General features: G+C 43.9%; 16 protein-coding genes. 6 read left to right on the forward strand and 10 right to left on the reverse strand.

Translation table 11 applies throughout. The annotated features are described in order from the left end of the window. On the forward strand, positions 1 to 362 hold a 362-nt coding region (locus BLU47_RS14790; protein WP_255402149.1), incomplete at its 5' end, for a PDZ domain-containing protein. 63 nt (positions 363 to 425) lie between these two features. On the opposite strand, the gene BLU47_RS14795 is transcribed toward BLU47_RS14790, so the two are convergent. Continuing rightward, entirely contained in the window at positions 426 to 905 is a 480-nt protein-coding gene (locus BLU47_RS14795; protein WP_255402158.1) for a putative polyvalent protein kinase domain-containing protein, read from the reverse strand. 11 nt (positions 906 to 916) lie between these two features. After that, the gene (locus tag BLU47_RS15180) at positions 917 to 1,057 is read right to left on the reverse strand and encodes a hypothetical protein (protein ID WP_255402159.1); all 141 of its coding nucleotides are present in this window, start codon (positions 1,055 to 1,057) and stop codon (positions 917 to 919) included. Between the two features lie 537 nt (positions 1,058 to 1,594). On the opposite strand from BLU47_RS15180, the gene BLU47_RS09670 reads away from it, so the two are divergent. Further along, positions 1,595 to 2,968, forward strand: a complete 1,374-nt coding sequence (locus BLU47_RS09670) for an ATP-binding protein (protein WP_091961803.1) — start codon at positions 1,595 to 1,597, stop codon at positions 2,966 to 2,968. A gap of 33 nt (positions 2,969 to 3,001) precedes the next feature. Here the strand turns inward: BLU47_RS09670 and BLU47_RS14800 are convergent, their stop codons facing one another. Both BLU47_RS14800 and BLU47_RS09675 read right to left on the reverse strand, forming a co-directional pair. Next, positions 3,002 to 3,160 (reverse strand): hypothetical protein, encoded by a 159-nt coding sequence (locus tag BLU47_RS14800; RefSeq protein WP_176780534.1) that lies wholly within the window; start codon positions 3,158 to 3,160, stop codon positions 3,002 to 3,004. A gap of 599 nt (positions 3,161 to 3,759) precedes the next feature. After that, on the reverse strand, positions 3,760 to 4,293 hold the full coding sequence (locus tag BLU47_RS09675) for an RNA methyltransferase (RefSeq protein ID WP_091961806.1): 534 nt from the start codon (positions 4,291 to 4,293) through the stop codon (positions 3,760 to 3,762). 394 nt (positions 4,294 to 4,687) lie between these two features. Between BLU47_RS09675 and nadA the strand changes: the two genes are divergently transcribed. Genes nadA through BLU47_RS09690 form a run of 3 tightly spaced genes read left to right on the forward strand, consistent with a single transcriptional unit; the run spans position 4,688 to position 8,218 of the window. Then, positions 4,688 to 5,677 (forward strand): quinolinate synthase NadA, encoded by a 990-nt coding sequence (gene nadA, locus BLU47_RS09680; protein WP_091962115.1) that lies wholly within the window; start codon positions 4,688 to 4,690, stop codon positions 5,675 to 5,677. A gap of 18 nt (positions 5,678 to 5,695) precedes the next feature. Then, the gene (locus BLU47_RS09685) at positions 5,696 to 7,213 is read left to right on the forward strand and encodes a phosphoethanolamine transferase (RefSeq protein WP_176780535.1); all 1,518 of its coding nucleotides are present in this window, start codon (positions 5,696 to 5,698) and stop codon (positions 7,211 to 7,213) included. A gap of 3 nt (positions 7,214 to 7,216) precedes the next feature. Then, entirely contained in the window at positions 7,217 to 8,218 is a 1,002-nt protein-coding gene (locus BLU47_RS09690) for an acyltransferase family protein (RefSeq protein ID WP_091961811.1), read from the forward strand. Here BLU47_RS09690 and BLU47_RS09695 read toward each other — a convergent pair. From BLU47_RS09695 to leuS, 4 genes are read right to left on the reverse strand one after another with little or no spacing between them, the layout of a single operon-like run. Then, positions 8,147 to 9,154: an acyltransferase family protein gene (locus BLU47_RS09695; RefSeq protein WP_091961813.1), complete on the reverse strand. Its 1,008-nt coding sequence runs from the start codon at positions 9,152 to 9,154 to the stop codon at positions 8,147 to 8,149. The two genes, BLU47_RS09690 and BLU47_RS09695, sit on opposite strands and share 72 nt — an antisense overlap. Next, positions 9,130 to 11,019 carry a type IX secretion system anionic LPS delivery protein PorZ gene (locus tag BLU47_RS09700; protein ID WP_091961816.1) on the reverse strand — a complete coding sequence of 630 codons (1,890 nt, stop codon included), beginning with the start codon at positions 11,017 to 11,019 and terminating at the stop codon, positions 9,130 to 9,132. Before BLU47_RS09700 ends, BLU47_RS09695 begins: the two co-directional genes overlap by 25 nt. Further along, positions 11,016 to 12,548, reverse strand: a complete 1,533-nt coding sequence (locus BLU47_RS15185) for a non-canonical purine NTP diphosphatase (RefSeq protein ID WP_091961819.1) — start codon at positions 12,546 to 12,548, stop codon at positions 11,016 to 11,018. Before BLU47_RS15185 ends, BLU47_RS09700 begins: the two co-directional genes overlap by 4 nt. 13 nt (positions 12,549 to 12,561) lie before the next feature. Beyond that, positions 12,562 to 15,411, reverse strand: coding sequence for a leucine--tRNA ligase (gene leuS, locus BLU47_RS09710; protein ID WP_091961821.1), 2,850 nt, complete (start codon positions 15,409 to 15,411; stop codon positions 12,562 to 12,564). Positions 15,412 to 15,534: 123 nt separating this feature from the next. On the opposite strand from leuS, the gene mutS reads away from it, so the two are divergent. Further along, positions 15,535 to 18,159: a DNA mismatch repair protein MutS gene (gene mutS, locus BLU47_RS09715; RefSeq protein WP_091961824.1), complete on the forward strand. Its 2,625-nt coding sequence runs from the start codon at positions 15,535 to 15,537 to the stop codon at positions 18,157 to 18,159. On the opposite strand, the gene BLU47_RS09720 is transcribed toward mutS, so the two are convergent. Together BLU47_RS09720 and lgt are read right to left on the reverse strand one after the other, a co-directional pair. Further along, positions 18,148 to 19,923: a sensor histidine kinase gene (locus tag BLU47_RS09720; RefSeq protein ID WP_091961826.1), complete on the reverse strand. Its 1,776-nt coding sequence runs from the start codon at positions 19,921 to 19,923 to the stop codon at positions 18,148 to 18,150. The genes mutS and BLU47_RS09720 overlap by 12 nt on opposite strands. Positions 19,924 to 19,926: 3 nt before the next feature. Continuing rightward, positions 19,927 to 20,781: a prolipoprotein diacylglyceryl transferase gene (gene lgt / locus BLU47_RS09725; RefSeq protein WP_369796975.1), complete on the reverse strand. Its 855-nt coding sequence runs from the start codon at positions 20,779 to 20,781 to the stop codon at positions 19,927 to 19,929. Positions 20,782 to 20,789: the final 8 nt, after the last annotated feature.

Genomic DNA, 20,789 nt, shown 5'->3' on the forward strand with positions numbered 1-20,789 from the left:
GAGTAGGGAGCGCAGTATTGAAACATGCCTCATTGATTATTGACGCTCCCAAAAAGCAGTTCGTATTTATGCCTCATAACGGACAGGATATCACGGTCGGTAATAGCGAGACTGGCAGCGCCTCATTTATCCCTTCAGAGGCAGGCGACACACTCGGAGTTCTCAAAGCCGTCATTCGTAAGGGGTCAATAGCTTATAAGAAAGGTATCCGTACAGGTGATTACCTGATAGAAGTAAATGGAATCTCTATAAAGGATATTTGTACTTACATGCTGATGGAGCGTAAAGACGAGGAAGCGCTGTTTAAGTTCCGCAGCCCTAAGGGTATAGATAAGATAGTAAGACTGAAAAGAACAAATTAAGCACTCTTTATGAAGAAAACCATCATCACCATCCTGCTCGCACTCGCTATAGTGGTAGGTACATCAAATGCGCTTGATTTCTGCATCGACCACAAAGATGTCGCCATCGCGGTCAACAAGGACATTACGGGGAATCAAGTCCCAGACGATAAAGGTACCGTTGGAATAGCGACCAACAGCATTCTCATGGTTGAAGCCAAGGGCTGCCATATACGTGTCGATGGATATCTGTGGCGCAGGTTCGGCATTCTTTACGAGATCTTGTTTCATAATAGGCATAACGGTCCGGCCGTCGAAACCCGTAAAGGCATGGAGTCGATAGTAAGTGTCAGGGAATATCTCATTGTGCATCCTAACCTTATCTAAAAGCCGAAGGATACTACCGCTGTTTAAAAGATTATTGACCTTGTAGATTATGTCATTAGAAACGTATGTGTCATTCTCGTTCCCACTCGGTCCCGGTGTTCCCAAATCGAACACGGCATCTATTGGTATCCACAGACCGTGCTCCTTGGCAAACGATTCGGTGATGCGCTGTTCGATTTCGAAAGGGCTTACATGTGGCTGGCCATCTCCATGTTGCGCTTCATATAGTTTGCTGCGTCGACGGAGTTCATCGGCGATTGCTGCGATTCGGCTATTTTCCGCATCTTGCGCTCCGTCACTTCCTTGTGAAACTGATTTAAGAATGTCATAGTCCATAACGTTTTATTGTTTTCGGAAGCAAAGGTACGTAAATAATTTGAAAATGTATCATCAAAACAACAACAAAATTAATAGGAGAAGTAAAACAATGAACAAGAAAACCATCATCACCATCCTGCTTGCCCTCGTTGCAACCGTGACACTAGGACACTAGGGACAGGTACACTGTCACGCGCCTGTCCGAGCCCAAGAAGGGTATTAATATCATAAATGGCCAGAAGGTCGTAGTGAAATAGTTTTTATTATCACTCAGGAGCATCCCCGCCCGTTTCTATTTCGAGCAGGGATGCTTTGTCATCTGATACCAATAACCTGCCTTCCATTAAAAGATAGTGATTTTTTGGGGTAACACTATAACATTCACGAGACGCTGGTAGTCATTTTTCAACACAGATCGTTTCTTTTTGTTATACCACGGCCTTGTTTTAGACAAATTTTGCTTAAACTACGCACGAAATAGTAAACAGATGCCTCATTATCGATTAAAATATGTACCTTTGCAACCAAAATGTAAGATTAGCTGCCAAATGAATTTGAATAGTCTGATAGCGGAATGTACGGCATACGATTTCAAGGTGATGCTTGAAGAGAAGAAACCTAAGAGTTGGCTGAAAAGTGTAAGCGCTTTTGCCAATGGCTTGGGCGGTTCCCTTTTCTTTGGCATTGATAATGATGGCATCATCAAAGGACTTGATGATGTGCAGCATGTTTGCGAAGCTATCAGTAGTAAGATTCGTGACTATATGGATCCTCTGCCAGAGGTAGAGATGATTCCCCATAATATAGATGGTTTACATATCTTGCAACTCAAAGTCGATGCAGGGCATTATACCCCATATTACTATGTTGGGGATGGTCAGCGTATTGCATTTGTCCGTGTCGGTGATGAGAGTCTTCCTGCCACGGCAGAGCAAATGGTACGCTTGGTACTGAAAGGTTCCAACAAAACTTACGATTCCCTTCACACAGACTATAAAGCAGAGGACTATTCCTTTACGATATTGGCGAACTCGTTCAAAGATCGCACCAAACAAGAATGGGACAAGAAATATCTCTTGTCGTTTGGACTGGTAACTGGCACAGGGAACCTAACGAATGCGGGTGCATTGTTTGCTGATGACTGCCCATTGTGGCAATCTCGCCTATACTGCACACGATGGGATGGAAAGGAAAAGAACGACGCCATCAACGATGCGGAGTTTACAGGCAATGTCCTCATGCTGCTCCGTGAAGCCATGAACTTTGTGAAATCCAACACAAAGAAAGGTTGGGAGAAACTGCCTGATGGAAGAAAGAACAAACCAGAATATGCGGAACGTGCAATTCTTGAAGCAATGGTAAACCATTTCATCCATCGTGACTACACAGTGATGGGGAGTGAAGTGCATCTTGACATTTACGATGACCGACTCACCGTTACATCACCTGGAGGAATGTACAATGGAATGCTGATACAGGATTTGGACATCAAAGATGTGTCTTCTGAAAGGCGCAATCCCATTCTTGCAAACGTGATGGCTCAACTTGACTATATGGAGAAACGAGGTAGCGGACTCACACGCATTTGTAATGAGACTAAAGCTTTGGAAGGTTATAAAGACGAACTGAAGCCTGTGTTCAAATCTACTCCAACCCAATTTCAGACCATCATCTTTGCCTCTTCCGACACCCCGAATGTCGGAGACCATGACGGAGACATGTCGGAGACGAAACTCACTGAGCGTCAGCAGAAAATCCTCAATCTCATCAAAGAGTCTCCGACAATCACCGGCAAACAAATGTCGGAGACTTTGTCGGTGAGCCAGCGCACCATCGAACGCGATCTTTCTGCAATGCAGAAGCTTGGTGTCCTGAAACGTGAAGGTAAGGACAATGATGGCAAGTGGGTTATATCTGAATAACTAGTGCACAACGGGGTCGGTTCCACTGTGTACTTAGGTTTTCTCCTTGCGTGTTATAAGGTCGTACTCCAATAGTTTGAAGGCTGCTGACTGTGTAGAACTTGGTGAGCGCAGACGATGCTTCCTATTAAAAGTTGACGAGGTGATGCTCTGCACTTGACCTTCAGCATGGATAGCAATTATTATTACCAAAAAAAAATTACCGAAAAAAAATAATATATTAGATGTTTTAGGGCTATCTTTCTACTTGAATTACTCCGAATAGAATTTTAAATACTCCGAATAGAAAATTAATTTCTCCGAAAGTAACGAAAATTACTTTCGGAGAAATAGGAATTGCGATTTTACCCTTACATCCTAACGTTTTTGCGTCAAACCACGATATACAGGGCGTTTGAGCACGTTAGGGACAAAGGATTCTCCCTCACGTCTCCCTAACGTTTTTGCCTCTGGAGGGTCACATTTTGCAATTCTGAGGCTCAAAATGTAATAGGTTACCCAGAATGTGAGGGAGACGTGAGGGAGAATGAAAAAGGGTAACGTGGTTCAAACGCCCTGTACATCGGCATTTGAGAGGGATGACGTTAGGGTGTGAGGGTAAAATCGAAAAAACTTTTTTTCTGATGCAAATAAGGAACGCTTATTCTCCAATAAGGTACCCTTATTACGAAATAACCCAAGGTTATTTTCCCATAACCTTGTGTATTAATAGTAGCCGCGAGTCCGTAGGCTTCGGACGCTCAGTCCGAGCCGAGCGGACTGGCAGTCCGTCGGGACGGACTAAAGACAAATTATCGGAGGATGAGCGATTCGGCAAACTTATAGATGATAATGCCGGCAGTAACGGAGACATTCATGGAGTGTTTCGTACCCAGCTGGGGAATCTCCAAGCAACCATCTGAGGCATCTACTACTTCCTGGTGGACACCTTTCACTTCGTTTCCAAGCACTACGGCATATTTTAAGCCCCGCTGAGGCACGAACGTCTGCAGTTTGGTACTATGTTCCACCTGTTCGACTGAAAAGACCGTATAGCCCGCTTTTTTCAGTTCGTCGACAGCTTCCAATGCCGAATTAAAGTATTTCCAGTCAACACTCTCCTCAGCACCCAATGCCGTTTTGTGAATTTCCGTAGAAGGTGGCGTCTGACAAATACCACAGAGATAAACTGACTCTACACGAAACGCATCACTGGTACGAAACACACTACCTATATTATACATGGAGCGCACATCGTCCAACACCACTACCAAAGGTAGTTTCTCAGCCTCGCGGAACTCCTCAACCGTGAGGCGCTGCATTTCTATTGTTCTGACCTTTCTCATAATTCGTCTACAAAGGTACGAAAAAATTGTGGATAACGTGTGCATAACTCGTGGAAAACGCGTGCATAACCTGAAAACAATACCAACAGCACCCGCTTATGTGTGAATAAAAAGCATAAAATACAGGCTTATCACACACTTTTCCACCAATTTTCGCCCGAAAAAGATATAAACTTATTAATTTTGCACCGAAAACGATAAATGTGGATAAACTACTTATCAATCTAATAATCAGAAAGTAAGTATCCACAATGGATGTTTAAAACGCCGAATTATGAGTGAATAAACAATCTGGCAAGAAAAAGCCTGAAAAGTTTTGCACATATCAACACCGTATCATCCTTATCATTTTTCAAAAGAAAAGAAAAAAGAAAGAAAATAAAATAATAAAATGATGTTGAAAACTGAGTGGAAAGAGCAGGGATTCATTGATGAGCCTGTAGCAGAAGGAACTGACTTAAAAGCAGAGATTCGTCGTTTGTGTAAAGAGAAAGATGCCATTATTCTGGCTCACTACTATACAATAGGCGATATACAGGATGTAGCCGACTTCGTTGGCGACTCGCTGGCTTTGGCACGCAAGGCAGCAGAGACAAATGCCAAGGTAATGGTGATGTGTGGTGTACACTTCATGGCTGAGACCTGTAAGCTGCTTTCTCCTGACAAGACAGTGCTTTGTCCTGACCTGAATGCAGGTTGTTCACTGGCTGACTCCTGCAAGGCAGAAGATCTGAAGAAATACAAGGAAGAACATCCAGGCTACCAAGTAGTGTCTTACGTCAACACCACAGCAGCTGTCAAGGCTTTGACGGATGTGGTGGTGACCAGTGGTAATGCGAAGAAAGTAGTCGACCAGTTGCCTAAGGATGCGAAGCTGATATTCGGTCCTGACTATAACCTGGGAAATTATATTAATGAGGTGACAGGTCGCCAGATGCTGTTATGGAATGGCGGATGCCACGTTCATGAGCGCTTCTCAGTAAGCAAGGTGGCAGAACTGAAGAAGCAGTATCCTGAAGCAGTAGTAATGGCTCATCTGGAGTGTAAGGGTCCTGTGTTGGCGTTGGCAGATGTGAAAGGTAGCACCGCAACGATGCTGAACTACGCCCAGCAGAGTGACAAACGTCAGTTTATCGTCGCCACAGAGGCCGGTATTCTGCACGAGATGCAACGAACTTGTCCAGACAAGGAATTTATCCCTGTGCCTCCTGAAATCAGCGAGAGCGGCCTGGAATGCAGCTGTAACGAATGCAATTACATGAAGATGAATACCCTCTTGAAGATTTACAACTGTCTGAAATACGAATGGCCCAGCGTAGAGGTTGATCCAGAGATAGCCAAAGAAGCTGTGAAACCTATAGAGAGAATGCTGGAGCTGAGTTAAATGACTTTGCAAGAAATGATGATGCAGAAAACAAAAGTGAAATCATTGATAGTGTTTGTATTCTTATTGACACTATTCTATGGTTTCACTTTTATTTTAATAGACTTTATAGATACCCCTGTCAGCAGTATAAAAGACATTTTTTTAGTGTCTCTTAGATGGGGATATATGGTAGCTATGACAGCTGTTCTGCTGTATTTTCTTTCTGTCAATAAATATATATTTGCTGTTACTTTTCCTATATTGTCTGTTCTATGTAGTGTGTTGTCTTATTATAAGCTTACCTTTCACGTAGAACTGACTCAGATGGTGATAGATTTAGCATTAATAAATGATTTCCGTACCAGCTTTGATGCCATTTCCTGGCAACTGGTACTGTTGATAATCATCATTTTATTGCTCTCTATTCTGACGGTTATATACAGATTCAAGCATATCAAGGTGAAATATGGCTTTCTACAGTTGATAGCCTTTTTCCTTTTGTTGTTTTTTATAGATAGTAATTACACGATTTCGAAGCCCTTAGTGCGACATACCCCCTACTCTATCTACTATTCATTTAAGAGTTATTTTGAAAACAAACGTCTTATAGCTGAAACGCGTCCGGATTTCCAAGAGAAAGTACAATGTAAAAGTGACTCTATTACCGTTGTGTTCGTCTTAGGAGAATCATTGTCAGCCAAGAATATGCAAATCAATGGATATAAAAGAAATACTACTCCATATATTTGCAAAGAAAAGAACCTTATCAACTTGTCACATATCTATTCAGAATATGGATATACACATGAGAGCGTGCCTTACATACTGACACGTGCAGATCACCAACATCCTGATATAGGATATGAAGAGCGATCTTTTATCAGTTTGTTCAAGAAGGCCGGATTTAAGACTACATGGTTAGCTAACCAAGAGTCTATCAATACTTTCGTATATTTTATGAACGAATGTGATACGTTGATAAATGTAAGCAATGGAAAGTCGTTGTTTATATTCAGCAAGTGGCTTGATGAAGATATTCTGCCTCATTATAAGAAAGTATTGAACAATGGTTTAGCAAAACAGTTTCTGTTGGTTCACACGGTTGGTTCCCATTGGTATTATAACAATCACTATCCTGAGCGTTTCAAAAAATATAATCCTGTTACCCAAAGCAAGATAGTTTCATCCAATAGTCACGAAGAAATCATCAATGCTTACGACAATACCATTCTGTATTCTGACTATATCTGGCACCTGTTAATCAATGAATTACGACATCGTAATGCTATTCTTATCTATTTGTCCGATCATTCAGAAAATTTAGGTGAGGATGGTCATTATACACATGGTGACGGTGATTGGCCAGCACAGCATTATCCAGGAGGTTTTGTGTGGTATTCAGACAAGTTCAAGTCGCTTTATCCTGATAAGATAAGTCATTTAGAGCAAAATAAAGACAAGGCATATAACACCTCATTTCTATTCTACTCTATATTAGATGCAGGTGATATATACTCCAGCTTCTTGAATCATCCTGAAAATATTTTCAGATAAGATATGGGGCAAAGAATTAATTTTATAGACTATGCTAAGGCTATAGGAATATTCTTGGTAGTCCTTGCACATACTCCATTAAAAAGCGAAATAACGGATTGGATATATGTCTTTCATATGCCATTGTTCTTTTTCCTTTCTGGATACCTATTTGATATCAAGCGTTATCCTACATTTAATGGTTTTATGGTCCGACGCTTCCATCAACTGGTCATTCCATATTTTCTCATCAACCTGTTTACTTATTTTCTTTGGTTATTCGTTTTCCGTCATTATGGTGCAGACAGTGAAATAGCTATAACGTGGTATCAGCCAATGATAGGTTTTCTGCTAGGTAATGGAAATGAAATGATACATAATGTGCCTCTTTGGTTCCTGTTGTGTTTGTTTATCGTAGAGATTGTTTTCTATCTTATTATACAACATTCAAGTGTAGGTAAAATAGGCTATATACTTGGCTTCTTAGCACTTGTAGGATATCTGAACTATCATTATAATCCTATCTTGCTGCCTTTTTCACTTGGTACAGCTGTTGTAGGTATTGTATTTTATGGAGTAGGTTATCTTTGTAACCAATATCAATTATTAAAGAATCATTTTTTAGGGTTTATCATTTCATTTGTGATAACCATTCTGGTAGCCAGTTATAATGGGCGAATATATATGCACATCAATTACTACAACCATTATCTTTTGTTTTTTGTGGGTGCCTTGTCTGGTATATATATGATGATGTGTCTATGTGTTTACCTGACAAAAATGGTAAAATCTACTTTTATCAATTATATTGGTAGGAATACATTGCTTATTTGTGGTTTCCATTTAATGGTATTTTCTCTGATAAAAGGTATTTTACTTTTTGTGTTTCATTTCAACTTACAATCGTTAGAACAGGCCATCATTGGCAATGTGCTTTTTGCCGTTGTTGCAATATTACTTTGCTGTCTGCTCATTTCTACCTATCATAAAGGGAAGGTATTGATAGATCATGTGAGAAACAAATAGTACTATCAGGTAGTTAATGAAAAACAGAATAATAACTCTAAAGTATTGTTCATCATATGAAAAACCTACCTGATTCATGATTCTGCTGGTAATGACTGAAACACCACCATTAAGGAAATAGATGATGATAGATAATTTGCCAGTATATTCTAACAATTTGTTCTTAGCAATCAGTTTGCTTATAGCGATAATAAGTGATATACCAACTATGGTATCCATAAAATAGAACGTCAGATTACTGATTTCTAAGGGATAAATATTCAACACTATATTTTCCTTTTCAACTATAACCTTCAGTATGACAATCAATACAGCTGTTGATAGTAATACATAAGTCCAGTTGAGATGACGAAAATACTGTTCGTATTGATGAAAGACAAAACCTAAAAAGAGCAAACAAAAAACAGCTAAGGACTGCTGAAAACACCAAGGGTTATGAATTGTAGTCTTGCTTAAAATTAATGCAACAGCGAGTCCCAGAATGCTTGTCAGCGCCAACATCAATACCTTGTTCTTGCTCCATCGTAGAATAGTGATGAATAAAAGCTCTGACAGAATGAGTGTAGTGATAAACCAAGAGGCTTTTCCGGCGATGATATTCATGAGTGCTTCTTGGATATCCAGACTATGGGCATAGCATTTCGGAAGAATCAGGATAAGGGTAAATACGAAGTATGGGATAAGGAGCGTTTTAATGATGCGTTTTGTTTTATGGCTTATATAATCTTCATCATATTCTATACCTTCTTTATACAATAGATAGCCCGACAAGAAAAAAAATGTCTTCAGGAAATTGGAACACCAGTTGTATTGGAAAACATGATAAGTATCGATATAATATGATTCTGTGTGATAAAGTACAAGGGCTATCATACAGAAACCTCGTGCTACATCTATCCAGTGTATTCTCTCTATCTGATAACAGCTATTTTGCATACTGTACCTTTTTCACCATTATTGGTAGCAGTGACAACCATATATACACCACTGTTTACTCTCCTACCCTTTTTGTCGCATCCGTCCCATACAAAGGTTCCTCCATTGCTACGACCTTCGTTGATAACGACACCATTTGAAGAAAGTATCTTGACATCAGCGTCAAAGGAAAGTCCAGTGACAGTGATAGGACCAGTATAGCTTGGTTCTACGGGATTAGGATAAGCCCATACATTATCCTTAGTCATTTCAGTATTCGGCTTTGTGGCGTCGCTGAAGTAGGAACAAAGTCCATTATCTGTACCAAAGAATACTTCACCTGTGGTTGGATTGATGGCTATTGACTTCACAACATTTGAAAGCAGTTTACTGTTTTCGCTGGTGAAATGATGAATTTCTTTCATATTATCTGAACTGATCAGATAGACACCATTACCATTCGTACCAAACCATTTTCTGTTACCTCCGTCTATTGCCAGACACATGATGTCAATGCCTGCCAGCAGATAGTCAGCATAGTCCGTACCATCATTACGAGGTACCTTTACTTGTGTAAAGACTCCTCCGTTATTGTTTATCTCTTTACGTTCCAGCATGAATGGTCCACCACTCGAACCTACCCAAATATTATGTTCCGCGTCTTCTGCTACACATCGTACACCATCTTGCGCATTGATAGTTGTTCCGTCTTGATTCACCAAGTTCTCGTATGCTTTTATGGCATCGTTTTCTGACTGATAGCAGTATAGTGCAGGTAGAGTCCAGTTATTGTTTACAAACCATATTAATCCTTGATGATCATACATCAGCTGGCTTAAATTAGGAAGTCCAATACCGTTGTATTTCAGTAGTTCAGGATGGTTAAAGCTAAGCCATTCTCCATTGTTTTTTAATTTTAGAATACAGTGTGTATGGCTTTCACTATTCATCACCAATAAGTTGCCTTGTGGGTCAAACAACAATCCAGTGACGAACTCGTATTCAGGATCGATAGTTGAAAAGACAGATTCAATAGGGCTGTTTTTATGGTTATAGAACTTTAAAAACTTACCGTTCTTAAATTCATAGAGTCCATTTCTGCCTCCGGCAAAGATATGTTCTTTATCAGTTGGATCTTCCTCGATACATACTAAACCCAGGTATTCTACTCCAGTAGTATTCTTGATGCTTTCATCTCCAAAGACTGTCCATTTGTCGTTCTCTAGTCTTTGTAAGGAAGCAGGCGTACCATTCAAATCACCATTACAGGTATAAAGTCTGTTGTTGATAAACTTGAGTGTCCCCATAGAATTATATTTCGGACCTCCTGGTTTCAGCGTTTTTACTAAGTCGATGTATTTGTCGTAGTCGCTATTGTCTTCGTCAGGCAGAATTTGCGGATAGTTAGGTTGAGTGGGAGTATAGATGTCGGCAATCTCTGCCCGTTGTACGTTCATCTTGACAATGCCAAAACCACAAATAAGATAGGCATAGACACCGTCTATACGGATACTGCTGACCGTTTTGTCGCCTGTCATAATTTTGTTGTACAAGGCGCTGATGTTGGTGACATTGCCTTCAGTATCTATCAGGTCGATATTCGAGTTCTGGTAGACTATTATAAGGCGTTTTGCTTGCTGGCACCAACGTATCTGTGTGATATCGGTATCATTGAGTCCGTTAGTCTTGTCGTAAGTGACAATGCTCTGGTCTTGTTTGTTGTATTGGTAGAGCGCATTGGAGGCTCTTACGAAGAGATAGTTGCCCGCTGCTTGTATCTGCTGTATGTCGTCATACGCCAGATAATTGCGCCAAGTACCTATTTGGGCAATACATAATGTATGCTGGATAATGCATAACAGCAGGGCAACAATCAGTTTCTTCATATCTTGACTTTTTTCAGGTAATTTGCCAATTTTTGAGTAGCTCGTGCACGATGACTGATTTGGTTCTTGATGTTTGTACCCATTTCAGCGAAAGTCTGTGAATAGCCTTCTGGTTTGAAAATAGGATCGTAGCCGAAGCCCTCCCCTCCCCTACGCTCACGGATAATCTCACCGTTGACGATGCCTTCGAAGGTGGTGATATTGCCGTCTATCATCAATGCGATGATGGTACGGAAACGTGCCTTACGATTGTCTTTTTGCTCTAATTCGCGTAACAGACGCGTCATATTTGCTCCAGAATCGTGCGACTGGGCGTGTTCCTCACCCATAGAGGCATAACGGGCACTATAGACGCCAGGAGCGCCTCCTAAGGCTTCTACTTCAAGTCCTGTGTCGTCAGCAAAACAGTTGATGTGGTACTTGTTGTAGATGTATTCAGCCTTCAGTCTGGCATTATCTTCCAGTGTCTGTCCTTTTTCCGGGATGTCGTCGTTGCATTTGATGTCATTCAACGAGAGCACTTCAAACGCGTTGCCCAATATCTTGCGGACCTCTGTGAGTTTGTTGAGGTTGTTGGTGGCAAAAACAATTTTCATTTTCTTATCTTCCTTAATCTTAACGTGCATCTCATCGAATCCCTCACCATAAACACCAATAACGCTTGACTGCGAGACAAAGGCATTGGGGTCTATCATCTTGATGAGTCGGAACATGTTGATGCTCTCATTCTTCTTCGCCAGAATACAAAGTACCTTCATCTGGTGTCCGGTATACCATCCGTGTCCGTCGAGAATGGTGACGCCGTGATTCATCGTAGTACCAATAGCATTGGCTATCTCCTGCCATTTCTTGGAGAAAATCATGAACTGTACGGACTGTCTGCGGGCGTTCATCACATAGTCAAGTGTGTAGTTCTCCAATGCCATCACACAGAAGCCGAACATCACTTTATGGGCACGCTCCATATAGGTGCCAAACTGGGGGAAGAACATACAAGAGCCGATGATACAGAAGTCAGCAGCTATCAGCACATTGCCCAGTGTTACGTTAGGATGGAACTTATTGATGGAGGCAGCAATGATGTCGGTGCCACCTGTCGAGCCATTATGGGTAAAGACGGTAGCCAAAGCAATACCTGTCATTACACAACCGATAATCATCGACATAAAGTCCTGTCCCTCACCCATCAGTTTGAATGGTAGTCCATTTTCCTGTTTAGGCATGATTTCCTGGGCAAACATCAGCATGAAGTAGAGGGTGAAGATGGCAAAGATGGTCTTCATCAAGAATCGGACACCCAGTATTTTCAGTGCTGCAATCAGTAACAGTCCGTTGATGATGATATACGTGTTTTCAAGATGGAAGCCTGTGGCATAGTAGATGATAGCCGACAGACCCGTTACACCGCCTGCTACAATCTGGTAGGGCATAAGGAATACCGTAAAGGCTACGGTGTAAATGGCGAGGCCAAGGGCTATGAACATATAGTCCTTGGCTTCATTCCATATCATTTTGTGTTGTATAGTCATCTTTTAGAGAAGGTTACTTTCCAAGTACGATATTAACCATACGCTTCGGTACGATGATGACCTTCACAATAGGTTTACCATCGATGTACTTAGTGGCACGCTCGTCAGCCAGCACAGCATCTTGAATGGTCTGGTTGTCAGCATCAGCAGCAAACTCCATATCGAAGCGTGTCTTACCATTGAAGGCAACACCCAGCTTTACGGAGTTCTCCACCAGGTATTCCTCATTGTAGGTAGGCCACTTGGAGTCGCATACACTACCCTGCTCTCCCAGTGCTTCCCACAACTCTTCTGCGATATGGGGTGCAAACGGAGCGATGAGCGTAACCAGAATACGAAGAATATCTCGGTTCTTGCACTTCTGCTGAGCCAGTTCGTTGACACATATCATGAAGGCAGAGATAGAGGTGTTATAGGAGAATACTTCAATATCCTGGGTAACCTTCTTGATGAGTTTATGAACACTCTTCAAGGCCTCCTTCGTAGGTTGGTTGTAGTCGATTAAAAGCTTGCCTTCAGGGTTCTCACGCGTGTTGCCATAGAACAGTGCCCAGAACTTCTTCAGGAAACGGTGGCATCCGTCGATACCGTTGGTGTCCCAGGGCTTCGACTGCTCTACAGGACCCAGGAACATTTCATAGAGACGGAGCGTATCAGCACCATATTTTTCGACGATCATGTCAGGATTGACCACATTGAACATCGACTTAGACATTTTCTCGATAGCCCATCCGCACTTATACTGTCCGTTCTCCAGAATAAACTCGGCATTCTCATACTCCGGACGCCAAGCCTTGAAGGCCTCAATGTCGAGCACATCAGCACTGACAATGTTGACATCCACATGGATAGGTGTGGTGGTGTATTTGTCTTTCAGTCCGAAGCTGACGAACTTACCCTTGTCGGCTCCCTCGTCTTCAATACGATAAACGAAGTTGGAGCGACCTTGAATCATACCCTGATTCACAAGTTTCTTGAAGGGCTCGTCCTCGCAAGAGTAACCTGAGTCGTAGAGGAACTTATTCCAGAAACGAGAGTAGATAAGGTGACCAGTAGCGTGCTCAGTACCTCCTACATAGAGATCTACATTGCGCCAGTATTCATCTGCATCACGGCTGACGAGAGCTTTCTCGTTTTTGGGGTCCATATAGCGCAGGTAGTAGGCTGAACTTCCAGCGAAACCAGGCATCGTGTTCAGCTCCAATGGGAACACTGTCTTATTGTCGATAAGCGACTTGTCGACCACCTTGTCAGTCTTTGTATCCCAGGCCCACTTCTTGGCACGTCCCAATGGGGGTTCACCAGTTTCCGTAGGCTTGTATTCGTCAATCTCAGGCAACTCTAATGGCAGACATTCCTTTGGAATCATATAAGGCATGTCGTCTTTGTAATAGACAGGGAATGGCTCACCCCAGTAACGCTGACGGGAGAAGATGGCATCACGCAAACGATAGTTCACCTTTACCCTACCCAATCCTTGCTCCGTCACGTATTTCTTCGTGGCAGCAATAGCTTCCTTGACGGTCAGTCCGTTGAGGCTGAACTTTTCAGATGCTGAGTTGCAAACGATACCCTCTTTAGCGTCGTAGCTCTCCTCAGAAACATCTGCACCTTCAATCAATGGGATGATGGGCAAGTTGAAGTGCTTGGCAAAGGCATAGTCACGAGAGTCGTGAGCAGGTACAGCCATGATGGCACCTGTACCATAACCTGCCAATACATATTCTGCTATCCAGATGGGAATCTTCTCATCAGTAAATGGATTGATGGCATAACTTCCTGAGAATACGCCCGTTACCTTGTGATCCATCTGACGGTCACGCTCCGTGCGCTTCTTCACATAGTCCAGATATTTCTCTACTTCTTCCTTCTGGTCAGGAGTGGTCAACTCGGCTACAAGCTCGCTCTCAGGAGCCAATACCATGAAGGTGACACCGAACATCGTATCGGCACGCGTAGTGAAGATAGTGAAGTGCTTGTCGCTGTCAGCCACTTTGAATTCCACCTCAGTACCCTCAGAACGACCAATCCAGTTGCGCTGAGTCTCCTTCAACGAATCTGTCCAGTCAATTTCCTCCAGTCCGTCGAGCAGACGCTGAGCATAGGCAGAAACACGCAGACACCACTGGCGCATCTTCTTCTGAACCACGGGATAGCCGCCACGAACGCTGACGCCATCCACCACCTCGTCATTAGCGAGGACAGTACCCAGTTTCGGACACCAGTTCACCATCGTATCTGCCAGATAGGCAATACGATAGTTCATCAGCACCTCCTGCTTCTTCTTCTCTGAGAAGCCTGCCCAGTCGGCAGCTGTGAAATGCAGTTCTTCAGTACCCAGGGCGTGACAGTCCTCAGTACCCATCAGCTCGAAGTGCTCAATCAGCTTGATAGTAGGCTGAGCTTTCTGTGACGAGAGCGAGAAGTAGCTCTTGAACATACGCTGGAAAGCCCATTGCGTCCATTTGTAATAGATGGGGTCGCAAGTGCGCACCTCACGTTCCCAGTCGAACGAGAAACCTATCTTGTCCAACTGCTGACGATAGCGGTTGATATTCTCAAACGTCGTCTTCTCAGGGTGCTGACCAGTCTGGATAGCATACTGCTCGGCAGGCAGTCCGTAGGCATCATAACCCATGGGATTCAGCACGTTATAGCCTTGCTGACGCTTATAGCGGGCATAGATGTCGGAAGCAATGTATCCTAAGGGGTGACCAACGTGCAGACCAGCACCGCTGGGGTAGGGGAACATGTTCAAAACGTAGAATTTCTTCTTCGTCTCGTCCTCCGTCACACGATAGGTCTTCATCTCCACCCATCGCTTCTGCCATTTCTGTTCAATGTCTCTAAAATTGTATTCCATATACTTTGTATTTTATTGTTTTCTAAATTATTTTGCAAAGATACGGAAAAATGCGAGAACTACCAAAATTATTTTGTACTTCGCTTATTTTTTTGTATCTTTGCAGTCAAAATTAAAAAGCAGATGGCAAAGAAAGAAGGTAAGGAACTGACACCTATGATGAAACAGTTTTTCGACCTCAAGGCTAAACACCCTGAGGCGTTACTTTTGTTTCGTTGTGGTGACTTCTATGAGACATATTGCGACGATGCCGTAGTGGCTTCTCAGATTCTGGGCATCACACTGACACATCGTAACAATGGGGCAGGGGCGAAGGGCGACGAGATGGCTGGATTCCCCCATCATGCGTTGGACACCTATCTTCCCAAACTCATCCGTGCTGGTAAGCGCGTTGCTATCTGCGACCAGCTGGAAGACCCAAAGCTGACGAAAAAACTGGTGAAGCGAGGCATTACGGAACTGGTGACTCCAGGTGTGGCGATGAGCGACACAGTACTGAACTATAAGGAGAACAACTTCCTGGCTTCCATCCATTTTGGGAAGTCAGCCTGTGGTGTGGCTTTCCTTGACATTTCGACAGGAGAGTTCCTGACAGGTGAGGGCACCTACGACTATGTGGAGAAGTTGATAGGTAACTTCCAACCTAAGGAGGTACTCTACGACCGTGAGTGTCGTCGCGACTTTGAGCGTTACTTCGGCACCCGTCTTTGCACGTTCGAGCTTGACGACTGGGTGTTCACAGAGCAGACTGCCCATCAGAAACTATACAAGCACTTCAATGTCAAATCGCTGAAAGGCTTTGGTGTGGACCATTTGAAGAATGGTGTGATAGCCGCTGGTGCCATCCTGCAATACCTGGAACAGACATTGCACACGCAGATAGCCCATATCTCTTCCATTTCACGGATCGAGGAAGAGCGCTATGTGCGTCTGGATAAGTTTACCGTTCGCTCGCTGGAGCTCATCAGTACGATGCAGGAGGGGGGTAAGTCACTATTGGATATCATTGACCGTACCGTATCACCGATGGGTAGTCGTCTGCTACGCCGATGGTTGGTCTTTCCCCTGAAAGATGAACAGCCCATCAACGAGCGACTGGATATCGTGGACTATTTCTTCCGTGAACCAGCTTTCCGTGAGTGTATTGACGAACACCTGCATCATATAGGCGACTTGGAGCGTATCGTCTCCAAGATAGCTGTAGGCCGTGTGTCACCTCGTGAGATGGTACAGCTGAAGGTTGCCCTGCAAGCCGTAGAGCCCATCAAGACAGCCTGTCTGAACGCAGAAAACGATAGTCTGAAACGGGTAGGGGAGCGCTTGTTTCTTTGTGAAGAGATTCGCGACCGCATCAATAGGGAGGTGCAGAATGATCCTCCCCAACTTGTAGCCAAGGGTGGTGTTATCCGCGATGGGGTAAATGCCGAACTTGACGACCTGCGCCATATCGCTTATAGTGGTAAGGACTATCTGTTGCAGATTCAGGAGCGTGAGGCTCAGGAAACGGGCATCTCCTCATTGAGGATAGGCTATAACAATGTGTTCGGCTACTATCTGGAAGTGCGCAACACCTACAAGGACAAAGTTCCTCAGGAGTGGGTTCGTAAGCAGACACTGGCTCAGGCAGAGCGCTATATCACCCAGGAACTGAAAGAGTACGAGGAAAAGATACTGGGTGCCGAGGATAAAATCCTCTCGTTGGAGCAGCAACTGTTCAACGCATTAGTGATGGATGCCCAGAAATACATCCAGCAGATGCAACAGAACGCCAATCAGATAGCACATCTTGACTGTCTGCTCTCTGCTGCCAAGACAGCTGAGGAGAAACACTATGTGCGTCCCATTATCGATTCGTCTAACATCATTGATATCAAGCAGGGACGCCACCCAGTCATTGAGACACAGCTACCTGTTGGCGAGCATTATGTGCCTAATGATATCCTGTTAGATCAGGAACGCCAGCAAATCATCATCATCACAGGTCCGAATATGGCAGGTAAATCGGCGCTGTTGCGTCAAACAGCACTTATCGTACTGTTGGCTCAGATTGGTTCGTTTGTGCCTGCAGAGAGTGCCAGAATCGGTCTGGTGGACAAGATCTTCACTCGTGTGGGAGCCAGTGACAGCATTTCCACGGGAGAATCAACCTTCATGGTGGAAATGACGGAGGCCTCCAACATTTTGAACAATGTGACTCCTCGTTCACTTGTCCTCTTTGACGAGCTTGGACGAGGTACCTCTACCTATGACGGCATATCCATAGCGTGGGCTATTGTGGAATATCTGCATGAGCATCCGAAGGCACAGGCTCGTACGCTCTTTGCCACTCACTATCATGAGTTGAACGAGATGGAGAAGAACTTCTCGCGTATCAAGAACTACAATGTCAGCGTCAAGGAGGTAGAGGGCAAGGTCATCTTCCTGCGTAAGTTGGAGAAGGGAGGTAGCGAGCACTCATTTGGTATCCATGTGGCAGAGATATCAGGTATGCCCAAGAGTATTGTCAAGCGTGCCAACGTTATTCTGAAACAGTTGGAGAGCGAGAATGCGCAAGTGGGCAGTGTGGGCAAGCCGACAGCTGAGATAGCCCAGAGCCGTGAGGGTATGCAACTCTCGTTCTTCCAGTTGGATGACCCTGTACTTTGTCAGATACGTGATGAGATTCTTGGTCTTGACATCAATAACCTGACGCCTATGGAGGCGCTGAACAAGTTGAATGATATCAAGAAAATAGTATCAGGCAGGTAGGGTAAAAATGAATCGGGCTCCTTGCTCATAGGAGTTGTCTAGTTCCAGACTTCCACCCAGCAGTTGGGCAATCTTCTGACTGACGGTCAGTCCCAGGCCGAAACCTTGTTTGAAGGGATCTACCTTGAAGAAACGCTCGAAGATATGCTTTCTGTATTCTTTGCTGATGCCGATACCTGTATCGGTAATAATGAATCGTACGACGCCATGATCGGGACTCTCATGGACATACAGTTCCACACTTCCTTTGTCGGTAAATTTCAGGGCATTATTTAGCACAGGGTTAATGGCCTTGATGACAGCTGCTCTGTTGCACTTAAAGGTATAGTCATCACTGAGGTCAGTTCTGAACCGTAGTTCCAGTCTTCCCTGGTTTTTCTTCTCTGTTGATGCCAGCAGTTGCTTAGCCAGTTCGTTGACGGCAATAGCGTCTTCTTTCACGTAGTATTCCTTGCTTTCGTCCTGTGCTACCTCCAAAAGTTCGTTCACGATGTCCGTAATCTCCATCGTGTTGTGATTGATTTCAGAGAGCATCTTGTCACGCAGTTCCTGGTTCAGCGTATAGTCTGGATTGGAAACAATCTGGGCATAGCCTGTAATGACGTTCAGCGGTGTTCGTATCTCGTGACTGACGTGTTCGATGAAGGATGTCTTCATGCGGTCAGACTCCTCGGCTCTCGACAGGGCGACCTCCAGGTCTTTGTTCTGTTGGCGTAGCTTTTTCTCCATTTTGCGACGCATCAGTGAACGGGAGATGACCAATCCTAAGGCAGACACCAGCAAGATGATGACAACAGCCAACCACATCTCTCGCTCCTTAGCGGCTTTTTCGTTGATTTTGGCAATACCCATTTCGGCATTTATCTCATTGATGTTATTGAACATCATGTCGCTATTCAGTGAGTCTCTGACGTCTCTCCGTTTGTTGACTTCTTTCAAAGCTAGGTCGCTACGGCCCATCATTTCATAGGCCTTGATACGAGTGTCATACTGATAGAGGTTATCGTGGAGGATGGTGTCAGTATTTATGATATGCAACGCACGTTCGTAGTGTTTGTCAAACACCGCTTTCATCATCTCCATACTAGTTACTCCGTAGTGATTGATATGCGGATAGTTTTTCAGGTGGTTTTGTAATTGCTCATAGGTCTGGTCGAACAGTCGATGATTGTTAAGGAAGAAGCAGATTCGTCCTTTCAGTACCAGATAAACCTTGTAATACTCTGGTATATCGATGGCGAGTGCTCCAAATTTCTCATTCCATTCCCAGGCTTCTTTGGGTTGGCGTGTTGACTTAAGGTCTGCCAGTCTGGAATAGATGCTGATGAGTGTGCCCTTGTCGTCAGGATTGGCACTCGCCAGTGCGCTCATATAGTATTTCTCAGACATACGGAAGCTGCCTCGCGTATCAAAGATGGTTCCTAACACGGTGTAGACGACGTCATACTGCTTGATGCCGTCTTTCTTCATCTCGTCCAGGATATCGTTGGCTTTTTTAATAGCGCGGTAGGTATAGCCGTGTTCTGTATCGTAGAGGGCTTCGTTGATTTTGACCTTGTAGTAGGAATCCAGATTATTGTGATCCAGATAGTAGGCTTTCATCTTCTCAGAGTACTCATAGAACTTTTTTTCCTCATGTGGGTTGTTGTAATAGTTCAGGTACTCTTTTCGCATATGCTGATAAGCAGTATCCTCTTGTTCTTGAGCTTGAACAGGAGCATACTGCAAGAGCAGTGCGAATAAGATGTAGCCGAGTCGTTTCATTGACTATAGATATGTTTTTTGTTTGCGAAACATACAAACCAGTCCGATAACGATGAAGGGAATAGAGAGAATCTGTCCCATATCGAGTGGGAGAGATGCCTCGAAAGCTTCCTGAATCTCCTTGGTGTATTCAATGAAGAAGCGGAAGGTGAAGATATAAAAGAGGCAGAAGCCAAAGAACCAGCCTGTGCCAATCTTTTGTGGCATCTTCTTATGTAGCCACCACATCAGTCCAAACAGGATGGCATAGGCAATGGCTTCATAGAGTTGTCCTGGATGGCGAGGCATCATATCTACTCGCTCAAAGATAAAGGCCCAGGGCACATCGGTCACCTTACCGATAATCTCTGAGTTCATGAGGTTGCCCAAACGGATGAAGCAGGCGGTGGTTCCTGTGGCTATCGCGATATTGTCCAGCACGCGCCAGATGCTCAGTTTGGTGTGCTTGACATAGAGCCATAAGGCAATAATCAGTCCGAGTGTTCCTCCGTGGGAGGCCAGTCCTTCGTAGCCAGTGAACTTCCATCCGCCATCAGCCAGGAAATGGATGGGCAGGAACATCTCAACCAATCCCTTTCCAGAGGTCAGGAAATAGTCGGGCTGATAGAAGATGCAATGTCCCAGACGGGCACCCAATAGAATGCCGATGAAACAATAGAAGAAGAGTGGATCGAACAACTCGTCCTTGATCTTTTGTTCTTTATACAGTCGCTTAACCACGAAGTAGGCCAGCATCAGACCTATCAGCCAGCAAAGTGAGTACCAGCGGAAGGGTCCGAAGCTGAGACTAGGGTTCCAAAGAATGTAACCCATTTGCCCCATATTACCCATAAGCCCTATTAGCCCTATAAGTCCCATAAGCCCCA

Source organism: Prevotella sp. tc2-28, from assembly GCF_900107705.1.
Lineage (GTDB): Bacteria > Bacteroidota > Bacteroidia > Bacteroidales > Bacteroidaceae > Prevotella.